A 20,183-nucleotide genomic window follows, 5' to 3' on the forward strand; every position below is an offset into this window, starting at 1 on the left:
CTAAAGTAAGAGCGGTGATGTCGTACCAAATCAGCAGTCTCCGTTAGGAGGATCGGAGAACGAGCTTTCAGCGAGTTTTCCAGGGAGGGTGGCAACCTCTTTCTTGCAGCATCCTCCGCTAACACTGCGTCCCCACCCAGAGCCGGCTGCCGCCGACTCTGACCTCCCCAAAGGGAGATGAATCACAATTCTCCCTCTGCAAACCATAGCGGCGCGGCAAGCGGCTATCGTTTTGCGGGCTGGCGAACGATGGTGGATGCCGACGAGGTTGCCCAAGTCTGCTCGCCCGCGACCAGACAACGGATGGTCAACGGACCGCTGACGTCGGTTGGCAGCACAAACACGCATTGATGGGTTTGGTTCGCAGTGACTGGTTGCGTGATCGAGGCAATCGAGGTTTCGTTCGGATCATCGTCACCGGAGGACGATCCCAGCGGTCGGTCCAGCGTCATCGTCAATTCGCCGTCAATCGAACAGGTCGACTCGATCGTGATCGTTTCACCAGAGTTGTAGCCCGCTTTGACTTGAATATCGACCGATTCGGGAGGATGCAAACGTAACGTCGGATCGCCCAGCAAATTGTACAGCCGGACATGTTCGCGGCGTTCATCGACCAAGTTGGTTCCTGCCGGGCTAATCATGGCGGCGAGCGAGTCGATCATCATTCGTGTGGTCGATCGGTCGGTCGTTGAATCCCGCTGCATGTCGACCAGCGTGTTCAGCCACGCATCGCCCAGTCGAGCTTCCTTCTGATGGTAGACGCCATCGATCAATCCGATGGCGGCGGTCGCGTTACCGTAGGGCATCGTCACTCGCGTGCCAGCGATCACAGCGATTGGGCCTCCATCGGCCAGCAGCATTCGCTCGGCAAAACAATCCTGGGGTGCGTCAATCGCTCCGGTGTAACAAGCCAGTAGTAATGCGATTGGCGAACACGCTCCGACACAGTTCAGTTGTCCGATGCTGTCGCAATCGAGCACCGGTTGACCTTGAGCATTCGCCGGGACTCGGTCTAAATGAGTGACTTGGCCGTGACCGGCATACACCCAAAACCGAGCTCCGCGGTTGTAATTTTCGATCACCGCTTCGGTAAACGATTTGGTTTTGGGAAAGAAACGGTGATTGGGACTGGCGTAGGCAACCGTGGTGCGGGTTTCTGCAGGCAGAACTCCGGTGACAATCGTGCGTGTCACGGATTCAATGGCCGTGTCGATCATGCCGCCGAAGCCGCCGATACCACCGACCAGTTGCACATTGCCTCGCCAAGAACCAAAGTCCGCATTTTGTTCGTAGCGGATAATCCGCTCGACCAGCGATTGCAATTGCGTTTCTGCTTTGACGGGAAACCTACCCACGACGGCATCGGGAATTCCGTCGCCATCAAAATCGCCGAATGGCATATCGCTCGACAAAGTGGGGGTGGAACCAAATTTGGCGGTCACGGTCGTCGCAAAATAGGTGGTTGGAATTTCACGCAGTGGATTGCAGGTCGTTCCAATCGACGGAGCATCGCCCACCAATACCACATAACGGGTGCCGGGTTCCGCCGATGCCTGGATTGCCGCCTGCAGCAATTTGGCATCGGGATTGTTATCAATAATCGATACACTTAATCCGTCGCGTTGGCGATGATCGATCCAGTGCTGCAGTTCGGCTCGATAGGCGGGGGGACAAACCGCCAAAATATCAGCCGCCGCCGCAGAACCACGATCCGCCACGCCACTTCCTATGACCAGCAGCAACGCAGAAAGCGAAAAAAAGGTTTTTCGAAAGAACATACCGGTCATTTTAGAAAGGGATAGAAATCAGCTAAGCTGCGTTTCTAGTCGTACGGCTCAATTGTAAAGTGCGACAGTCTCTCTTATCTCAACGAATCCAAGTTTTTTACGCTAGATCAATGTCCGACGACTCACCGACACTCCTCCCCAAAATCGCCATAACTGTCGGTGATGCTGCCGGAATTGGGCCCGAAATTGCCTTGAAATGTGCCTACTCGGCAGAAATTACCGAATTTTGCATCCCCATTCTTTATGGCCCCGAGGCGGTGCTGAATCGAGTGGCGAGCCATCTCGGTTTGCCGATCCCCGCAGTGGTGGACCTGCCGCTTGCCAACGTCGACGCTCTCACCCCAGGGCAATTTAGTGCCGACACTGGCCGAGCGTCGTTTGCAGCGGTGTGCGCGGCGATCGATTCGACGCTGAATCAGCAAACCGCCGCGATCGTGACCGGGCCGATCCAAAAGGAAGCTTGGCACGACGCCGGAATCGAGTTTCCTGGGCATACCGAGTTGCTGGCGTCGCGAACCGGGACCCATGATTTCTCGATGATGTTGACCAGCGAAGCGATCTCGTGTGTGCTGGCCACGATCCATATCCCGTTGGCCGACGTGCCCACGACGCTGACCAGTGAGGGCATATTGCAAGCGATCCGGATGGGAGCCGACGCACTCCAGCGGCGATTGAAGCGTCCGCCGCGGATTGCGGTATGTGGATTGAATCCGCACGCAGGCGAGAATGGATTATTCAGCCATGGCGAAGAATCGCGGATTATTGAACCGGCCATCCAGCAAGCTCGGCGGGAAGGTCATGATGTGATCGGCCCCTTGCCGCCCGATACCGCGTTCACGCCGGCGATGCGAAGTAATATCAACGTCTACGTTTGTATGTATCACGATCAAGGTTTGATACCACTAAAAGCACTTGCGTTTGACGATGCAGTCAATGTCACGCTGGGGCTTCCCATCGTGCGAACCAGTGTCGACCACGGCACCGCAATGAACTTGGCCTGGAAAGGAGTCGCGAATCACGCCAGTATGATGTCGGCGATCCGCATGGCCGTCGATCTTTGTAGCGGCTAGAAGTTTGAAGCCGCTTGAAGAACGTGAAGGATTCTGTTTTTGTGTCACCTGATTTTGAGGTAGCGGATTTAATGCCAGACGATGACGAGTCGGCGATTCAGGAGACTTCGGCTGCGGAACAACCGAGTGAAAACCAGCTACCGGTCAAGGGCCAGCGGTCGATCGGGTGGGCAGCATTGGAAGTGATCGCGGTGGTCGCGTTGTTCTTTATCTACGCCGCCGACGCGCCGCCGATGGTAAACGAAGCTCACTATTTGGTGAAGGCAAAGAATTTCTGGCAGCCCGATTGGTGTGCCAACGACTTGTTCACTTCGTCGGGCAAGGCACACTCGACATTCTATTTTGTGTTTGGGTGGCCAACGTTATTCCTGTCGCTTGAGGCTACCGCTTGGATCGGCCGGTTTGTCGGTTGGACCTTGATCGCCATCGGGCTTTATCGATTGACCAGTGCACTCGTTCCGATGCGGTTTGCCACGCTTGGTGTCGCGGTCGCTTGGATCGCCGCGGTCGAGTATGGGAATCTCGCAGGCGAATGGGTGATTGGCGGCATCGAAGCCAAGGTACCCGCGTACGGATTTGTCTTGATGGCACTCGCCGAACTGGTCCATCGGCGATGGAATCATGTTTGGATTTTACTCGGAATCGCCTCGGCTTTTCATGTGCTCTCGGGCGGTTGGTCGGTCGTCGCGGTAGCGATCGCGTGGCTGATTTGCGAACGACCGCGAGACGACCGCAAACCGTTTTTCACTCCTGCGTTATTTCTCGGCGGAGCAATCGCGTTGATCGGTGTATTGCCAGCGTTGTGGTTGACGATGGGGGGCGAGGCGACAGACTCGGTGCGAGCAGCGCGGATCTACACTTATTATCGATTGCCGCATCATTTGTTGCCGTCAAACTTTCAGTTCCACTGGTATGTTCGGCATGCAGTATTGCTTGGCTCCGCAGTCGGGCTTGCCTGGCTCACGCGTCATCAAAGTGAGCGTGAGCAATGGAATCGAATTCGTGCGTTTGCAATCGGAGCGATCGTGATTGCCGTGATTGGTTTGATTCTGGGAAGCTTGAAAACTTACTCGCCCGATCTGGCGGCAAAACTGTTGCGGTACTACTGGTTTCGGCTGTCCGATGCCGTTGTCGCCCTTTGGTTCGCCTTATTGCTGATGCGTTGTGTTGCGCAGCGTCGTCAGGCGAAACCAATATTGGTATCGGGTTTTGTGGGACTGGCGGTTTGCGTGGTTCTGGTAGGGATCAGCAGTTTCGACCGCATGCGACTAGGTGTACCGCCATCGACAAGCAATGCCATGCTGGGCTGGGACGTCGACGCATCGCCCGCGAAACAACAACGGGTGTTTGAGGATTGGTTAAAAGTATGTGATTGGGTTCGTTTGGCGACCGATGTTGATGAAGTATTCTTGACGCCGCGTCATCAGCAAAGTTTCAAATGGTATGCCGAGCGAGCGGAGGTGGTGAACTGGAAAGACGTGCCTCAGGATTCAAAAAGCTTGGACCAGTGGTACAAGCGTTTCCGTGAAATCTATCCTGTCCGGCTCAGCACGATTCGGGTCACGATTCACTATCAATCATTAATCGAGTACCGCGAAAAGTATGGCGTGAATTACATCGTCGTCGATCGACGGATCACGGGCGAAAACATGCCGTTGGTCCGCATCTATCCGCTCTCCGAAAACGAGAACAAAACCTACGCGGTGTACGAATTACCCTACGCGATGCCTTGATACCGGCCGTCTCGACACATGGCGTGCGATTAAAAGAGGATGACGGCGTTTCGTATATCGTTTCGTACTCTGTGAACGCCCTGTTTTTAGATAGAAGTCGACTTAGCGAGGAAATGGATTTCTTCTCGCGATAGAGCGACTAAACTAACGGGGCCGATATCGCGATATCGCACAGGAAATTTTGAAATTTTGTTTGGACAATGGCTTAATGAGGAACGACCCAGTGAATCGGATGATCGGCTTTTTGCTGCTTTGCATGATCTCAGCCCCCTTATTTGCGGATGACTGGGATCCCAATGACGATACTTTTGATCCCAATCTTCAGTCCGTCGTGATCGGCGATCGATCGTGGATTGGCGATCCCTCTCCTTTCGTTCATACGGGATCGTCGCAGACCGGCTACACCTATGTGAACGCCACGAATTACGCAGGCATGGATCCGGCCGTACAAATCTCGTTGATGGTACCGCTGAAACCGGGTGAGACGGTGCCTGCGGCTGGCGGGATGCTGATGCTGGACAAGAATCAAACCGAAGCGTTCGTGAAAGCATTGGCGAACAAGATGACGACGCCACCTACGGACAAGCAAGAACGATTGCCAATTAACACTTCGCTCAAGGGAGCGGACTGGGCGTTAACATTCGCGGCGGAAAAAGAAGGGCGATTCCTTCAATTGGAAAACAAGACCAAAGACAAAGTGGACACCTATCGTTTCACGATCAACGCGTCAAAGAAACTGCGAGGGGCAATCCAGCATTCGCTCAGCAAACTCGACTCGAAGACGGACAAATAGCCGGAACATCAACATCAATGCGATGCACTCAACGAGGGCCTTTTGCGTTTTTTGTGCACTATCGCGGCTGATTCTTTTCGACGCCCCGAAAGCTCGTTTCGGCGATTGGGGAACGCTTTCTTATCTTTCGGTTTACGCCCCCCCGAATCCGTCTAATTTTGGATCGACCAGCGACCAGCTACTTTTGCGAATACCAATGGAGGCCGGTCGATGGGAAACGTTACTTGCGACTTCGTTTCGTCATAAATGGCTTTGCTGAAATCAATCTTTGCGAGTCCTGCAGTCAGCTTGGGTTTGATTTTCGATTCGTATGCGGCGATCATCTGTTCCCATTGATTGGAATCACCCTTCATCTGTGTGATGAATTCATCCGACATCAGCAACTGCAACGTAGACTCCCCCGATTCGTCTCCCTCTAGGCTGGCTTGCATGTTTGCAATCACTTGCTCGAGTTCCTGACGAATCGCATCAGGTACGTTGCCGCTGGGAGGTGCCACCAGTAACTGTGCGGTAGGTGCAATCCTGATAATCTCCGTTGAACGTTCGTCAGTCGAAGCACTGGATTGGAAAACAAAGATGCGATCGGCCAGATAAACGATATAGGTGTAAAAGTACTGTTCCGCCCCCTCGGGTGATTTGCCGCTTACATGAAATTGGTACTGCGAACCGCCGTCATTTAACGACTCGATCGGTGTCGCCTTGAGGTTTTCAAATTTGGCTTCCTGTAGTAGCTGCACCAGCGCGTTGAACTCCACTTTGTTGGAAGTCTCGGCCGGCAGTTTGGGAAGAACCTTGAACACCAGACGCTCACCCATGTGCCCATCCACTCCGTCCGCGACGAACAAGGGTGGCTGCACTGCCGCCTTCCGCCAAATGAAATTTTCTGCTTCGGCAGCCATGTCGATCTGAACAAAGGGGGCCAATTGGACAACGGAATCGTTGACGAGATTGACACCGATCAACGCGGGGTCAGCCAAATCCAACAGCAACTGTTGATATCGCTCGGGCGTCATCGGCTCGGCGGCAGGCATCGCTGCGGATTCCGCCGCAGCAGCGGCAGCGGGCTCGATTGCTGATTCGGCGGGCGCTGGCGAAGTGGCTTGCTTGGCATAGGCCTGATCCGCATCACTCAGTCGAGCCAGCGGGATCGTAAACGCTTTGCCATCCGCACGAACAAGAGTGATTTTGTCGCCGTTCACATCTTTGAGCGTGGCTTCGATTTTCTTTCCATCGGATGATGTCCAAGTCCGGGATGCTTCTTGTGCATCGACAACACCAACAAACGAAATCGATATGGCGATGACAATAGCCATCACAACGAAGCGACTTTGATTGGACAACAGCAACATCAGTATTCCTGAAAAAAATTGGAGAGCGCGTCGGTCATACCAGATGGACGCTGTATTTTACGAATGGATTGATAGCCAAGCATTTTACCCACGTCGCCGGAGGAGGTGCAGCAAAACGGCCACCCTTTTTTTAAAAATCATGTAGCTTTGCGGATAAGTCGATCGACTTTCCGCTCGCAAAGAGTGTGTTTTTCCGATGGTCGTGTGCCACTTCGTTCATCTCAAGCTACCGTCCGCTCACAGTCAGATTGAACGAAGAGATCCCTTCATTTCACGCGTGCTCCGACGCAATGGCGTGAAGACGACTTGGCCGAGGATTTTCGCCTGCAACAAAACATGCTCCGTCTCTGAGTTTTCAAAGAGCACGTCAACGCAGTCGCGAACGCGAAAGCCCTCGTGGTAAATCGCCGATTCGCAATATTTACAAAAAAACGAAGCCTTTGGCACTTTTGTGCTGGTCTTGTCACAAACGTGAAGGTTCCCCGCTTCTCTTGGGGCTAACGTTAGCCGGACAAGTCAGTTTTTGGCGTTTGGATTTACCTTGCGATTGGATTGCGAGTGTTGCCATCGAGAACCATAGATGCTTATTGGCGGTTTCGGCGGTAGCAAATGTGTGGCTTCACGGAGGACATGCTGATTTCTGACTTGCCTTGTGTTTTGGCGTTTTCTGTCAAAGCGAATCTTTTCGCGTTCCGCTCACAGGAACAAACTTTTTTCTAAAAGGAGATGCTTATGTGCATCAACTCTCGAAGAAAAGGCTTCACGCTCGTGGAGCTATTAGTGGTAATCGCAATTATTGGGGTTCTAGTCGGGCTTCTGCTGCCGGCGGTCCAAGCCGCTCGTGAAGCTGCCCGCCGCATGAGTTGCAGTAACAATTTCAAACAAATTGGTTTGGCTGTTCACAACTATCATTCCGCTTACAAACAATTGCCCATTCACGGTGGTGGGACCACCGTCGCAGGCGGTGGACATCGTACCGGTGGCAGTGCGGCAAACGTTCCCAGAGCATCCAACTTTCTGGAACTCAGTTGGCTCGTTGGATTGACTCCATTCATGGAGCAACAAGCACTTTGGGAGCAGATTTCCAATCCGTTGAAAGATCCGAAAACGGGTGCACTATGGCCTCCGATGGGACCAAACCCGCGAATGGATATCGCAAATTTCAATGCTTCTTACTATGCCCCTTGGATGACAGAGGTCCCTGGGCTGCGATGCCCTAGCGATCCTGGTGTTGGTTTGCCAGCGAAAGGTCGTAGCAACTATCTCGCATGTCTTGGCGATTCGGCCCGCCATATCAATGGTGGCAAAAACGACCGTGGTGGTGCCAACAATCCCAACAGAGCACGAGCCGCTTGCCGAGGCTTTTTCGAGCATCGCAAAAAAATGAGATTCCGTGACGTTCTTGACGGACTCTCGAACACTATTTGTGCGGGCGAAGTTGCGACCGACTTAGGCGACAGCGATGTTCGAACCCGCGGCAACCAACAGACCGGGGGCAGCGTCTCGCTCGCTAATGGTAACACCCGATGCGATAGTAAGGTTGACCCGGAACGTCCTGGCTTCTGGAAAACTCTTCCATCCGCCGGCTTTGAAACCGCGGGCGGTATTCCACGAGCCGAACAAGCGCGTGGATACGAATGGTCGATGAGTCGCGGCATTTGGGGAATGTTGAATACTATCAAAACTCCAAATTCGTATCTCTGTGCCGACAGCAATAATTTCAATGACGGAATCTATCCGCCGAGCAGTCGTCACCAGGGAGGAGTGCATGTTTTGATGGGCGATGGCGCCATCAAGTTCATCACCGATTCGATTGAGGCTGGCGATCAAGCGAGTGCCCATGTCAGCAATGAGGGCAATCGTCTGCCCGCCGGATCGAAGAGTCCATTTGGTTTGTGGGGAAGTCTCGGAACCCGCGCTAGTAAAGAGACAATCGACGCGGAGTTCTAAGTTGCTCCCTGTTTCGACAATGTTTCCTCCTTTCCAGGCGAGTGCTTGGGAAGGAGCGTTCGTAAACTCCCACCCGTTTTAGGAAATTTTTTAGTATGTCAAAATCTTGGATTCTATTATCGCTCTTTGCGTTTGCGATGGTTGTTAATGCTGGTTGTGGTGCTGATACCGGGGCACCGACCGAGGTTGCCGAGCTCGATGAACTCGAGCAATACATTGCGGATAACCCATCTGCCAGCGAAGAAGGAAGTGACTCGCCGATCGATGGCTCTGACTGAGTAGCGAGCCGTTTTTTGGGCTCGGAAATTTTTTGAGGGACAGAGCATTGTGCAGGGATTCCACCTCGCAGGAAATCATGCTCTGTCCCTGAGTTGGTGTCGGGCTGGGACGCTTTGACAACGGACGCGCTTCGCCACTGCAGTAACCCGCGATCGCAGTGCTCGAGGATTTTCGCTTCCAAAACGTGCCCTCTCTTCAGAATCTCATCTGGCACGTTGACACAATCCTAATGCACCTGCTGCGTCTAATTCGATTATGATTGCTAATCGTTGGTCGCTAGTTCGCGGTAAGTTCACCGGACTCGGCAGCGACCCCTCGTCACTTTTCTCGCTCTTGGATGCGGAAGCGGTTGCATGGTTACCGAAGTCACTCACGAATCTTGGTTTAGTCGAATTGTCGGGTCGATTAAGGGAATCGTCATCGGCGGATTGCTGTTCTTGGTTTCCTTTCCGCTGCTGTTTTGGAACGAAGGACGCGCCGTTCGTACTGCCAAAGGCTTGAAAGAAGGTGCCGGAGCCGTGGTCCGTGTAGATTCGGACGCCCCAGACGCTTCGCACGAAGGCCAATTCGTCCATGTCAGCGGTGAAGCCCATTCGTCGGAGCAATTGACCGACGACGCATTCGCAATCAATTTCGAAGGCATTCGGCTGGAGCGAAACGTCGAAATGTATCAATGGGATGAGGATGCGGATCGTAAAACAAAAAAGAAACTTGGAGGCGGAACTACCACCACGACAACTTACAGCTACGAAAAAGTTTGGTCCGACCATCTGATTGATTCAGCCGATTTTAAAGAGTCCGGCCACAACAATCCGCCGCAAATGCCATTTCAGAACCATGTCGCCCAGGCAAAGGACGTTGTCTTGGGCGGTTTTCGCTTGTCGCGTTCGCTGGTAAACCAAATCAATCTCTCGGAGCCTTTGTCGTTCACGAAAGAGGCATTGCCCGAAGAAATTCGCAACCACTCGGTGCTGCGAAACGATGGTCCCAACGGTTCGCCCCGGTTGTATTGGTCCGCAAATCAAAAGCATGGTCGCCTTTCGGTGGACGAGTCGGTGGCTGCAAATCCGAACGATCAATTTGAAAAGACAGAGTTTGAAAAGGCTGAGGATGTTCAGTCCGGTGCGGTCGACGTGGCCTCGCAGGATGACAACTTAGCAAGCGATGCCCCCGCGATTGGCGACGTGCGAATTTGGTTCAGCAAAACACCGAACACCGAGGTCAGTGTGATGGCGAAACAGTTTGGGGAAACGTTTGAGCCGTATACGACTCAGGCGGGCACCGAACTGAACATGCTGACGCTGGGCGTGGTCAGCCCCGAAGCGATGATCGCCCGCGCCGAGGCCGACAATGCGAATCTAACCTGGATTCTGCGTGGGGTCGGCGTGATCATGATGTTCTTTGGCGTTGTGATGGGAATGAAACCACTTGCCGTCTTGGGGGATGTGATCCCACTATTTGGCAGCATCGTCGCCTTCGGAACCACGATTGTTGCAGCGGGCGTCGCGATCAGTCTTTCGCTGGTCACCATTGCGACCGCGTGGATCGTCTATCGACCGCTGTTAGGGATCGGCTTGATCGCCGTTGCGATCGCGATCATTGCGTTCTTAGTGACGCGAGCGAAACGGAAACCCGAAGTGCTCGCTCCCGGCGTGTTTGAAGTCGTCGAGTAAGAATTGTTGAATGCGTATCCCTGCGGTAGCAAGCGAGCGACCTAGGGTCACCGAATTACGTGTCGACTATCACCAAGGATCAAAATCTGCAAGCATCTGATAGACATTTCAATCCCTACTCAATGTTTAATGATTGTCGCGTTGCGAAAGCTTGCTTGGCTCCCTTTTTTTACGCTGAATCCGGGCCGGAGTGAGGTGGCAAGCAGTGCTGCTTTAGCTTCGTCTCCTCGCAACTTTCCGCTGGCGTGGAACGCCTTCTGAGACTGGCCGTCGAAAATGAAGGTGATCCCGTCTTTCTCGCGGGCGATCTCGACGACGACAAACTTGTCGCCCGATGGCAACGATGCGCGAGCGTTCGCGTCGGCACCCTGTAGATCGACCAATTCAATGGAGTTCGCTCCTTGCAGTTCCACGGTGAATCGGTCGCCGACTTCCAACACATCGGGCCAGAGCACTTTCAGCAGTGAATGCGCCCCGTCCAAATAATGTAGCGTCGTCGTTCCGTCCGAGACCTCGCGGCGAACGCCTTGAGCGGCCGTCTCATCCATTTTCTCCCAGCGTTTCTTGGAGCGAGCGTAGGTCAAGTACATAACCTCCTGCGGCTCCACACGACGTACCGATTTCGAGGAAGAAACAGGTTGGTTCAAGTTCAGATTCGCAGTCGTCGCTGCGGGGTTGGTCAGCCGCGTCGCAGGTTTCGTCGCAGGGGGCGGTGTGGGCGGTCCGAGTCGGTAGACAAACAAAAGCAAAAGCAGCGTGACCGCAACTCCCAAAGCTCCCAACGTTCCGCCAATCAGTTTGTAAATCACGGGAAGATGCTTGCCGTATTTGCCGACCGCCCAGACGATCTTGGGCTCAAATATTCCGCCGAGCCCAAGAAAAAAAGCAATCGGACCCAGGCAAAGGATCATAAGCCTGCCAACATTCTGGGATCCAATCGTGTAGTGATTGATTAGCATACCGATCGCAGCAGCAGCGGCCATGCCTGCAGAAATGAGCCGTCCATTGGGCGGCAAAGGCTGAGACGACTCATTATTCATGGAATACGTTCCTAGCCGATCTTGAAAACTGAACGCGATAATTGTCCCCGCTCAAGGACTAAGAGTATCCGAAAGCATCTGCCGATTCCACTTATCCATTCTTGAGGACGTGCATCGAGACGGCTGAATGTTTGACTTCGGTATAATTTCGAGTGACATTTGAGTCTTCCGGTGATTACTTGCGGAGATCAACAATTCGTCTTGGCGATTGACGAAAATCCAATACCACGACATAAACCGGAATAACACCCGAACCATACGACCTCGATGATTGGGATGATGACCAGTGGGAGTAACGATTCACTATCGCGGTACGGTCGACGATCTGTCGTGTGTCGAGCAACTCGAAGACCGCGTTATCGATTTGGTGTTCTCGCTCGGCGGTCGAGCCACCCTTTGGCGATCCTATGCTGACCACGATCACACGCGAGTCGTTCGCGGGCTGCTGGTTGACATGGCTCCCGGCCAGGAAACGTTCAGCTTACTGATTTCTCCCGAAGGCCATTTGACACCTCTGTTTCAGATCGAAGAAGCAGAGCAATCGCCTTTCGACGAACCGCCCTATTGTTCCGTCAAGACACAGTTTGGTTCTCTGCAAGGCCACGTTGCCATTGTGCATTTGCTCGATGCGCTCGAGCAGGGTTATTGCAGTAACTTGCATGTATCGGATGAAAGCGAGTACTACGAGACTCGCGATTTCAATCAACTGAAACACAAAAACGAGTTTTTGGCGGGGGCCATCCAGTCCATGGCTGACGGGCTACGCGAGCATGGACTCAGTAAAGAAGCCGCCGAAGATCCAAGTATCGTGGCATCCAGAATCGAACGCGTGGCGACGTTGGTGCAGCAAAAAATGTTGGCAAAAGGAAAGTCAGCTAGTCGAACGGGCCTGAGTATGGATGATTCGACTGAAGAAGAATCGAAATCGGGCGACATCGACTACGGCGAAATGTCGCTCGAAGAGGAGGTTGAAACGATGGATCAGTTGCGGCGACACAACGATTTACGCAGCGAGAGAATGGCACGCCGCATTGCCGAAGCCACTGCGGAAGGTCTTTCTTACGAAGAAGCGTTCGAATTAGCGATGGACGACGAAGGATTTGGCGTCACCGCGGATTCCGAGGCCGAAGAATTCTCTGATTCCGTCGAGACCAATGAACCGTGGCAAGAATCCTTAGCTCCAAACCCATTTGACGAAGCGGCTGAAACATCGAGTCGCGAAAAACATTCCGCCGTTTTGCAGGCACAGCAATTATTGCATGACGTCATGGACCTTCAAACAGAGTCAAACTTCCGCGAGATTGCCTCACGAGCCGCCATGGACATTGTCGGCGGACTCGTTCAAGCGACTAGCGACCGAGCCCACGACCGAATGGGGCGTGCTCTTACCATCACTCAACTCAAGCGAGCGCTCGCTGGGCATGCCTTCACTCGCGGTGCCGTCTTTGGTCTGCGAAGCGAAGATGCCATCACACAGGACAAGTCCGACTCGCCCCTCTGTGCCAACATGAGTGAGACAACTTTGAAGTTTTTCAAAATCGAGGGCACGGAGAGTTTACATGACCGAAATCGCCAACAAAAAAGTTAAGAAAAATCCTGAGGTGGCTGAGAAAGCGACCCGTCGTCGCTTTTCAGAGGAGTATAAACGTCGGATCGCGATCGAAGCTCAGCAGTGCTCCGAGCCCGGTGAGATTGGAGCTCTGCTACGTCGTGAAGGGCTCTATTCGTCAGTGGTTCAGCGCTGGCGTCGTCAACTTCGGGAAAAATCATTGTCATCATCGAATAAGCCCAGTAGCGATGTGCCGCCAGCAATACCGTCAAAGGCAAAAGAGCTTGCCGCTTTGAAACGCGAAAATGAACGCCTAAAAGAAAGACTTCGCCAGGCGGAGTTGATCATTGACGTCCAAAAAAAAGTCTCGGAGATGATGCAGACACGCTCACACGAGAAGACAGATTGAGTGCGGCTGAAGGGCTCAGCAAACGAGTCGGTGTCGCTGCTGCATGCCGCGCACTGAATGTTTCGCGAGCGACGTTGTACCGTCGCCGCGATCCCGACCAGCAACCTAAGCCGAGACCGATCCCAGCTCGAGCACTTTCACTCGGAGAACGAAAAGCGGTGATCGATCGACTCAACAGCGAACGTTTCGCTGATCAGTCGCCGCGGCAGGTCTACTCGAAATTGCTCGATGAAGGGGAGTACATGTGCAGCGTGCGGACGATGTATCGCATCCTTGAAGCGAATCAAAGCACTTGCGAACGCAGAAACCAACTCCGACACCCGAACTACAGAAAGCCTGAATTGCTTGCGACCGGCCCCAATGAAGTCTGGTCGTGGGACATCACCAAGCTCAAGGGCCCGGAGAAATGGACCTATTATTACCTGTATGTCATTCTGGATATCTACAGCCGCTGCGTGGTCGGCTGGATGCTGGCACATCGTGAAAGCGCCGATCTGGCCACGCAGCTGATCGAAACAACCATTGAAAAGCAAAACGTTCCGCGCGAGCAATTGATCCTCCATAGCGATCGTGGGCCATCGATGACATCGCATTCGGTGGCGCAGTTGCTTGGTTCGCTGGGCGTCACCAAGTCACACAGTCGGCCGCATGTTTCCAACGACAATCCTTTCTCGGAAAGCCAGTTCAAAACGATGAAGTACCGCCCTGAATTTCCCCAGCGATTTGGATGCTATGAAGACGCACTTGGGTTCTGCCGTGAATTCATTGGCTGGTACAACGACGAGCACTATCACAGTGGCATCGGCCTGCTTACCCCATCATCGTTGCACTACGGCCAAGGCGAAAAAGTGATCGAGTCGAGAAAACAAACGCTTCACGGGGCATGGCAGAAGAATCCCGAGCGTTTCGTACACGGCATTCCCACACCTGCAAGCCTTCCCAAAGCAGTTTGGATCAACGCTCCCAAACGAAAGGATGAATTGAAAAGCGAAGCCCCCGAAGCGAATTGCCCGGGGGCTCCAGAAGTAACGTCTTTGACGCACCCTCGATCCGGTTATCCCTTGGACGGTTGCGTCCCCGCAGAGCCGTCTTCCGTTTCACCGGACGTCGACACAGTACCAGCAACAAACTCTTTGAACACCCGAGTCATGCCTGAAAAAATCCCGGGGGTTCGGGGGCTGGCCCCTGAGCACGCGGGATGCAGCACCTAACAACTATCAAAAAGTTGTCTCACTGTCGTTGACACATTCCGCGCTGCATGCCCAACTCGAAAGCATTCTAGAAATCATTCACGACCTATCTGCGGCCGCCTGGGATGAGCCAGCTCGGTAGTGGAAATGGCCCAAGACTCGGCAATGTTGGAAAAACGGGAAACTGCCGCACGGAGTCGTCAGTCCCGCATTTAGGTTTACCGCTAGGGCAACGTTTTGTGATAAGAAAGAAGCGTGCGAAACGGAATTCACCTCCCCTTTGGGGAGGTCAGTGTCGGCGGTAGCCGACTCTGGGTGGGGCTCGGAGTGTTAGGAGTGGACCGTGCAAGCATGGTTTCACCAGCCCTCCCCGGCCGCTGTCGCGGCCGACCCTCCCAGCGGGAGGGTGAAACTTTCTGAGGCAACGGCCTTTCTCGTTACTGAATGCGCATAAAAAAACTCTCTTGTAGCAAGGCTACAAGAGAGTTTTAAAAATCCGGCAATACCTACTTTCACGCTGGTATGCACTATCATCGGCTCAGAAAGCTTGACTTCTGTGTTCGGGATGGGAACAGGTATAACCTTTCTGATATGGTCGCCGGAAAGACACACTTGCGGGTATTTCACCGCAAGTGCGCCAGATTGTTTGGTAGCTATTATATATCTGAAAGAGTTTTCTTCTTAAACTTCGTCGAAGCCATGTATCCCTATAGAACATGAGTGCGGGATATCGATGGCCAAACTTTCGCCCGTTAGTACTGGTTAGCTCAACACGTTACCGTGCTTACACGCCCAGCCTATCAACCAAGTCGTCTTCTTGGGGGCTTTCGACTAATGTCTACGAATCCTAATCTTGGAGCGGGCTTCACGCTTAGATGCTTTCAGCGTTTATCCGTTCCGAAGTTAGCTATCCAGCCGTGCCGCTAGCGCGACAACTGGTACACCAGAGCTTCGTCCAACTAAATCCTCTCGTACTAAAGTTGAACCTCCTCAAGATTCGTACGCCCACGGCAGATAGGGACCGACCTGTCTCACGACGGTCTGAACCCAGCTCACGTACCACTTTCATTGGCGAACAGCCAAACCCTTGGGAGCTTCTACACCCCCAGGATGTGATGAGCCGACATCGAGGTGCCAAACCGCATCGCCGCTGTGGACGCTCGGATGCGATAAGCCTGTTATCCCCGGAGTACCTTTTATCTGATGAGCGATAACCCTTCCATTCGGGATTACCGGATCACTAAGACCTACTTTCGTACCTGCTCGACTTATGGGTCTCGCAGTCAAGCACACTTCTAACTTTACTCTCTTCGCCTGATTACCGACCAGGCTGAGTGTACCTTTGCACTCCTCCGTTACTCTTTGGGAGGAGACCGCCCCAGTCAAACTGCCCGACTGACATTGTCCTTCGCCCCGATTCAGGGGATCGAAGTTAGAATTAAAATATAACCAGGCTGGTATTTCAACGACGGCTCCACGGGCACTAGCGTGCCTGCTTCGAAGCCTCCCAGCTATCCTACACAAATTATATCTCAACCCAATATCAGCCTACAGTAAAGGTTCACGGGGTCTTTCCGTCTAACCGCGGGTATGTGGCATCTTCACCACAACTACAATTTCACCGGGTCTGTGGTTGAGACAGTGCTCCAATCGTTACGCCTTTCATGCAGGTCGGAACTTACCCGACAAGGAACTTCGCTACCTTAGGACCCTCATAGTTAGGGCCGCCGTTTATTGGGGCTTCGGTCGCCAGCTTCGCCGTGAGGCTAACCGTCTTCCTTAACCTACCAACACCGGGCAGGCGTCAGTCTCTATACATCCACTTGCGTGTTAGCAGAGACCTGTGTTTTTGATAAACAGTCGTTAGAGCCGATTTTCTGTGGCCCACTTGCGTGGGCGCCCCTTATCGCGAACTTACGGGGCCATTTTGCAGAGTTCCTTAACCACAGTTCTCCCGAGCGCCTTAGAATTCTCATCTCGCCTACCTGTGTCAGTTTTAGTACGGTCAGTTGCTTAACTTCGCAGCTTTTCTTGGACGTCCTTCCAATGACTTCGAGAACTTAAACGCTCTCGAGCTATACCTTGGCTTATGTCGGGTCTTTTAATCCCCAACACCTCAGTGTTCGCTACGGACATTTCTATTCGTACCGCTCACTTTCCGGACGCCGTCCCTGCGACTAGATACACAACCGGCACAGGAATATTGACCTGTTATCCATCCCCTACGCTTTTCAGCCTCGGGTAAGGTACCGGCTAACCCTGGGCGGATTTGCCTTCCCCAGGAAACCTTAGGCTTTCGGCGAATAGGATTCTCACCTATTTTATCGTTACTCATTCCGGCATAATCACCCGATGACGCCAACACCGCTCGTTACCGTACGGCTTGTATCTCGTCATCGGCGCTCTCCTACCACTCTAGTAAACTAGAATCCGCTGCTTCGGTGTTTTACTTACTCCCGTTCATTATCGGCGCAGAAATGCTCGACTGGTAAGCTGTTACGCACTTTTTAAATGGTGGCTGCTTCTAAGCCAACATCCCAGCTGTCACAGCATTTCAACTTCCTTAGTGACTAAGTAAAACTTCGGGACCTTAGCAGGCGATCTGGGTTGTTTCCCTCTCGACTCTGGAGCTTATCCCCCAGAGACTGACTGCCGCGGTACGGTTACCGGTATTCGGAGTTTGGTTCGGTGGGGTACCCTGGGAAGGGCCCCCATCCGATTCAGTATCTCTACCCCCGGTAACTAATTTACACGACGCTATCCCTCAAGATATTTCGGAGAGAACGAGCTATCTCCTGGTTTGATTACACTTTCAGTCCTCCCCACAAGTCATCCCCTCAGTTTTCAACCTAAGTGGGTTCGGTCCTCCACGCAGTTTAACCCGCGCTTCAACCTGCTCATGGGTAGATCACACAGGTTTCGCGTCTGCAGCATACGACACATTTCGCCCTATTCAGACTCGGTTTCCCTTGGGCTTCGTCCCGGAAGGACTTAACCAAGCCGTATACCACAACTCGCCGGATCATTATGCAAAAGGCACGCCGTCACACATTAAAATAGTGCTCCGACCGCTTGTAGGCACATGGTTTCAGGTTCACATTCCTCCCCTAGCAGGGGTTCTTCTCACCTTTCACTCACGCTACTGGTACGCTATCGGTCGTTAGAGAGTATTTAGCCTTACGGGATGGTCCCCGTGGATTCAGTCCAGGTTTCACGTGACTGGACCTACTCAGGTGCTTCTATGGTGCATGTTTATTTTCGTGTACGGGGCTGTCACCCTCTATGGCGATCCTTCCCAGAATCTTCCACTAACAACACACAATCCAATATCGAAGTCCTACAACCCCGCGAAGGAAACCTTCACGGTTTGGGCTATACCGATTTCGCTCGCCGCTACTGACGGTATCGATTTTTCTTTCTCTTCCTCTGGTTACTTAGATGTTTCAGTTCACCAGGTTGTAACTAGCCTGCCTATGAATTCAGCAGGTAGCAATCAGGCACCCCGGGATCATTGCTTGTTTGTCAGCTCCCCCAGGAATTTCGCAGACTTCCACGCCCTTCATTCTTCTAACGCCAAGACATCCCCCATGTGCCCTTAATAGATTGGCCATCGAAATCCCGAACTCAAAAGTGTTTAACCACCATTGAACGCGAAATATCGTTGGTTTCTATGATTAACGATATCACATGTGGTGATTGCTGCTTTACTCCACTCTCTCCGAAGAGAAAGCTTCACTGACTACAGCAATCACGTTGCACAGAATCCTATAAGAATACATTCTTGCCAACGCTTTCAATTACGACCCGCACAGTAAACTGCGTGAATCGAATGTCGGCGTTGGCAACGCTTCTCAGAACTTGTTTTCACTTTTCTCGCGTTTGAAACAGAGCCTCCCGAGACCGAGTCCCGAGCTGAACTGCCCTAATTGCGAGTGTAGTGCTCTTTCAGATGCCAACTACCAAACAACCAAATTGTCAAATATCAGTTCTCAGTCGCCGGTTGTAACCGGAGCGTCCGAGCTTTGCAACCGTCCAAGTTCCACTGCGAAACTCCCTTGCGTTGAAGGGTGCGACGCGTGTCACTCGGTCAGTGAGGGGCGAAGAATATAGGCCGCCCCGCTCGGCGTCAACAACACAAAGGCTTCTATTTCCGAAAAAGGTAAAATGAATCGCTCGAAGCCCTCACAAAGACACTTTTCCGCTACCTGGGTTGTGTCATTGGGCTGCCGCAAAGATGCGTTATTTACTGAGCGAAACGTCGGTGTATGTCCGGAGCGATTCAGCAAAACATGCTGCTGTCGGTAATTGGATTTCTTTTTGCGTTTGCAAGGACACTACCGAAACCGAGCCTCTGGCGGCAGTCTGGCCGGCCATGAAGGAGGGGAGTGTGCCGATTTCAGAAGCGTCTTAAAGAGTGGGAGAGTGGGAGAGTGGTCGCACTGTTCAAAGGTCGGTCCTCTTTTGATGGCGACCACCTGTCTTTCGCGGGGAATAGGGGCGCAGTGGGTCGCGTTGGGTGGCACGTGCAAGTATTACAGTGTAAATGTGCGTGATGCAGATGCGGGGCGTGTCCGAATCGTGGTGCATTTCCGAAATCTCCGGAGGCGTGCTGCTGGCGATCGACCCAGTTGCATCGCTACCTTCTTCTAGGTCGCTGGCCACATGTATTTGGAGCTTGCCCGTCCCAGGGAAGTTCGTTGTTCGTTTCCCCGTTTAGTGTTTCGACGTTCAGTGGGGTGAGGACGATCGCCTGCCTGGCCCGACGCGTGAGCGAGGGAATCTCGGTCTTGCTTCGGTCCCTCGCTGACGCGTCGGGTTGTGATTTGCCGAGATGGATGATTGCCGATTGAGTCTTCGGCCCTGATTGCTGTCCAGTCCAAGTGGCATTTCGGTTCAGACGCAGAAGCACTGAAGTTCAACTCCCAACTCCCAGTTCCCAGCGACGCACATCGCACATCGCTTTCACCAACACTGTCGCCGATGGAAGTGCGGATCGCAGCTTGCTTCCCGCCAGCTGAATTGGTTTTCCAGGCTTGCGAAACTGGGAATCGGAGACGGATTCGGCGATGGACTCTTTGGAAATGGTTTGGAAACGAACTCGCCCGAAAATAATTCGCGAGAACTTTGTGACAAAATCGCAGTCGTGTTAGATGGCGTGTTCGCCGAGGAAAGACGTTGTTCGGTGATGTCGCTCCGGTGCATCGTCGCGGTGGCTCACGATCGATTTCGGTCACTTTTCGAAAAAGTGGCCTAGAGCGTGTTGACGCCAAAGGCCGAAGACGTAATCATTCCCTCTCGCACTTGAGAGCAACTTTCACTCGCCCGCCGAGCGAAACAATGCTTTTGAGTTGCAACCGATCA

Annotated in this window: 10 protein-coding genes, 2 rRNA genes and 1 pseudogene; 8 read left to right on the forward strand and 5 right to left on the reverse strand. The window is 53.0% G+C overall.

What is annotated here, in order from left to right; all coding sequences use genetic code 11:
* Positions 1-224 precede the first annotated feature (224 nt).
* On the reverse strand, positions 225-1,778 hold the full coding sequence (locus SH528x_RS06700; RefSeq protein ID WP_442509748.1) for a C25 family cysteine peptidase: 1,554 nt from the start codon (positions 1,776-1,778) through the stop codon (positions 225-227).
* Between the two features lie 119 nt (positions 1,779-1,897).
* Here SH528x_RS06700 and pdxA point away from each other — a divergent pair, with 119 nt between their 5' ends.
* The 3 genes from pdxA (at position 1,898) to SH528x_RS06715 (ending at position 5,383) form a co-directional block, all read left to right on the forward strand.
* Positions 1,898-2,857, forward strand: coding sequence for a 4-hydroxythreonine-4-phosphate dehydrogenase PdxA (gene pdxA / locus SH528x_RS06705; RefSeq protein WP_442509749.1), 960 nt, complete (start codon positions 1,898-1,900; stop codon positions 2,855-2,857).
* Between the two features lie 41 nt (positions 2,858-2,898).
* Positions 2,899-4,590, forward strand: coding sequence for a DUF6798 domain-containing protein (locus SH528x_RS06710; RefSeq protein ID WP_442509750.1), 1,692 nt, complete (start codon positions 2,899-2,901; stop codon positions 4,588-4,590).
* Positions 4,591-4,813: 223 nt separating this feature from the next.
* Positions 4,814-5,383 carry a hypothetical protein gene (locus SH528x_RS06715; protein WP_442509751.1) on the forward strand — a complete coding sequence of 190 codons (570 nt, stop codon included), beginning with the start codon at positions 4,814-4,816 and terminating at the stop codon, positions 5,381-5,383.
* 152 nt (positions 5,384-5,535) lie between these two features.
* On the opposite strand, the gene SH528x_RS06720 is transcribed toward SH528x_RS06715, so the two are convergent.
* Positions 5,536-6,732, reverse strand: coding sequence for an SHD1 domain-containing protein (locus tag SH528x_RS06720; RefSeq protein ID WP_442509752.1), 1,197 nt, complete (start codon positions 6,730-6,732; stop codon positions 5,536-5,538).
* A gap of 732 nt (positions 6,733-7,464) precedes the next feature.
* Between SH528x_RS06720 and SH528x_RS06725 the strand changes: the two genes are divergently transcribed.
* From SH528x_RS06725 to SH528x_RS06735, 3 genes are all read left to right on the forward strand, one after another.
* On the forward strand, positions 7,465-8,682 hold the full coding sequence (locus SH528x_RS06725) for a DUF1559 family PulG-like putative transporter (RefSeq protein WP_442509753.1): 1,218 nt from the start codon (positions 7,465-7,467) through the stop codon (positions 8,680-8,682).
* A gap of 95 nt (positions 8,683-8,777) precedes the next feature.
* Positions 8,778-8,960: a hypothetical protein gene (locus SH528x_RS06730; RefSeq protein WP_442509754.1), complete on the forward strand. Its 183-nt coding sequence runs from the start codon at positions 8,778-8,780 to the stop codon at positions 8,958-8,960.
* 354 nt (positions 8,961-9,314) lie between these two features.
* Complete coding sequence (locus tag SH528x_RS06735) at positions 9,315-10,634, forward strand: TMEM43 family protein (RefSeq protein WP_442509755.1); 1,320 nt, start codon at positions 9,315-9,317, stop codon at positions 10,632-10,634.
* A gap of 119 nt (positions 10,635-10,753) precedes the next feature.
* Here the strand turns inward: SH528x_RS06735 and SH528x_RS06740 are convergent, their stop codons facing one another.
* Positions 10,754-11,674: a hypothetical protein gene (locus SH528x_RS06740; RefSeq protein WP_442509756.1), complete on the reverse strand. Its 921-nt coding sequence runs from the start codon at positions 11,672-11,674 to the stop codon at positions 10,754-10,756.
* 286 nt (positions 11,675-11,960) lie between these two features.
* On the opposite strand from SH528x_RS06740, the gene SH528x_RS06745 reads away from it, so the two are divergent.
* The gene (locus SH528x_RS06745; protein WP_442509757.1) at positions 11,961-13,262 is read left to right on the forward strand and encodes a hypothetical protein; all 1,302 of its coding nucleotides are present in this window, start codon (positions 11,961-11,963) and stop codon (positions 13,260-13,262) included.
* Positions 13,234-14,600, forward strand: a pseudogene (locus SH528x_RS06750) (IS3 family transposase); the annotation flags it as partial. The gene SH528x_RS06745 and the pseudogene SH528x_RS06750, both read left to right, overlap by 29 nt.
* A 716-nt stretch (positions 14,601-15,316) precedes the next feature.
* Here the strand turns inward: SH528x_RS06750 and rrf are convergent.
* Both rrf and SH528x_RS06760 read right to left on the reverse strand, forming a co-directional pair.
* A 5S ribosomal RNA gene (rrf, locus tag SH528x_RS06755) occupies positions 15,317-15,425 on the reverse strand.
* Between the two features lie 130 nt (positions 15,426-15,555).
* Positions 15,556-18,431, reverse strand: a 23S ribosomal RNA gene (locus SH528x_RS06760).
* Between the last annotated feature and the right edge of the window lie 1,752 nt (positions 18,432-20,183).

Source organism: Novipirellula methanifontis, from assembly GCF_052161655.1.
In the GTDB taxonomy this organism is placed as follows: domain Bacteria; phylum Planctomycetota; class Planctomycetia; order Pirellulales; family Pirellulaceae; genus Novipirellula.

Coding starts and splice junctions, on each gene's coding strand:
- SH528x_RS06700 (WP_442509748.1), bottom strand. CDS start 1,778: ATGTTCTTTCGAAAAACCTTTTTTTCGCTTTCTGCGTTGCTGCTGGTC.
- pdxA (WP_442509749.1), top strand. CDS start 1,898: ATGTCCGACGACTCACCGACACTCCTCCCCAAAATCGCCATAACTGTC.
- SH528x_RS06720 (WP_442509752.1), bottom strand. CDS start 6,732: ATGTTGCTGTTGTCCAATCAAAGTCGCTTCGTTGTGATGGCTATTGTC.
- SH528x_RS06725 (WP_442509753.1), top strand. CDS start 7,465: ATGTGCATCAACTCTCGAAGAAAAGGCTTCACGCTCGTGGAGCTATTA.
- SH528x_RS06730 (WP_442509754.1), top strand. CDS start 8,778: ATGTCAAAATCTTGGATTCTATTATCGCTCTTTGCGTTTGCGATGGTT.
- SH528x_RS06735 (WP_442509755.1), top strand. CDS start 9,315: ATGGTTACCGAAGTCACTCACGAATCTTGGTTTAGTCGAATTGTCGGG.
- SH528x_RS06740 (WP_442509756.1), bottom strand. CDS start 11,674: ATGAATAATGAGTCGTCTCAGCCTTTGCCGCCCAATGGACGGCTCATT.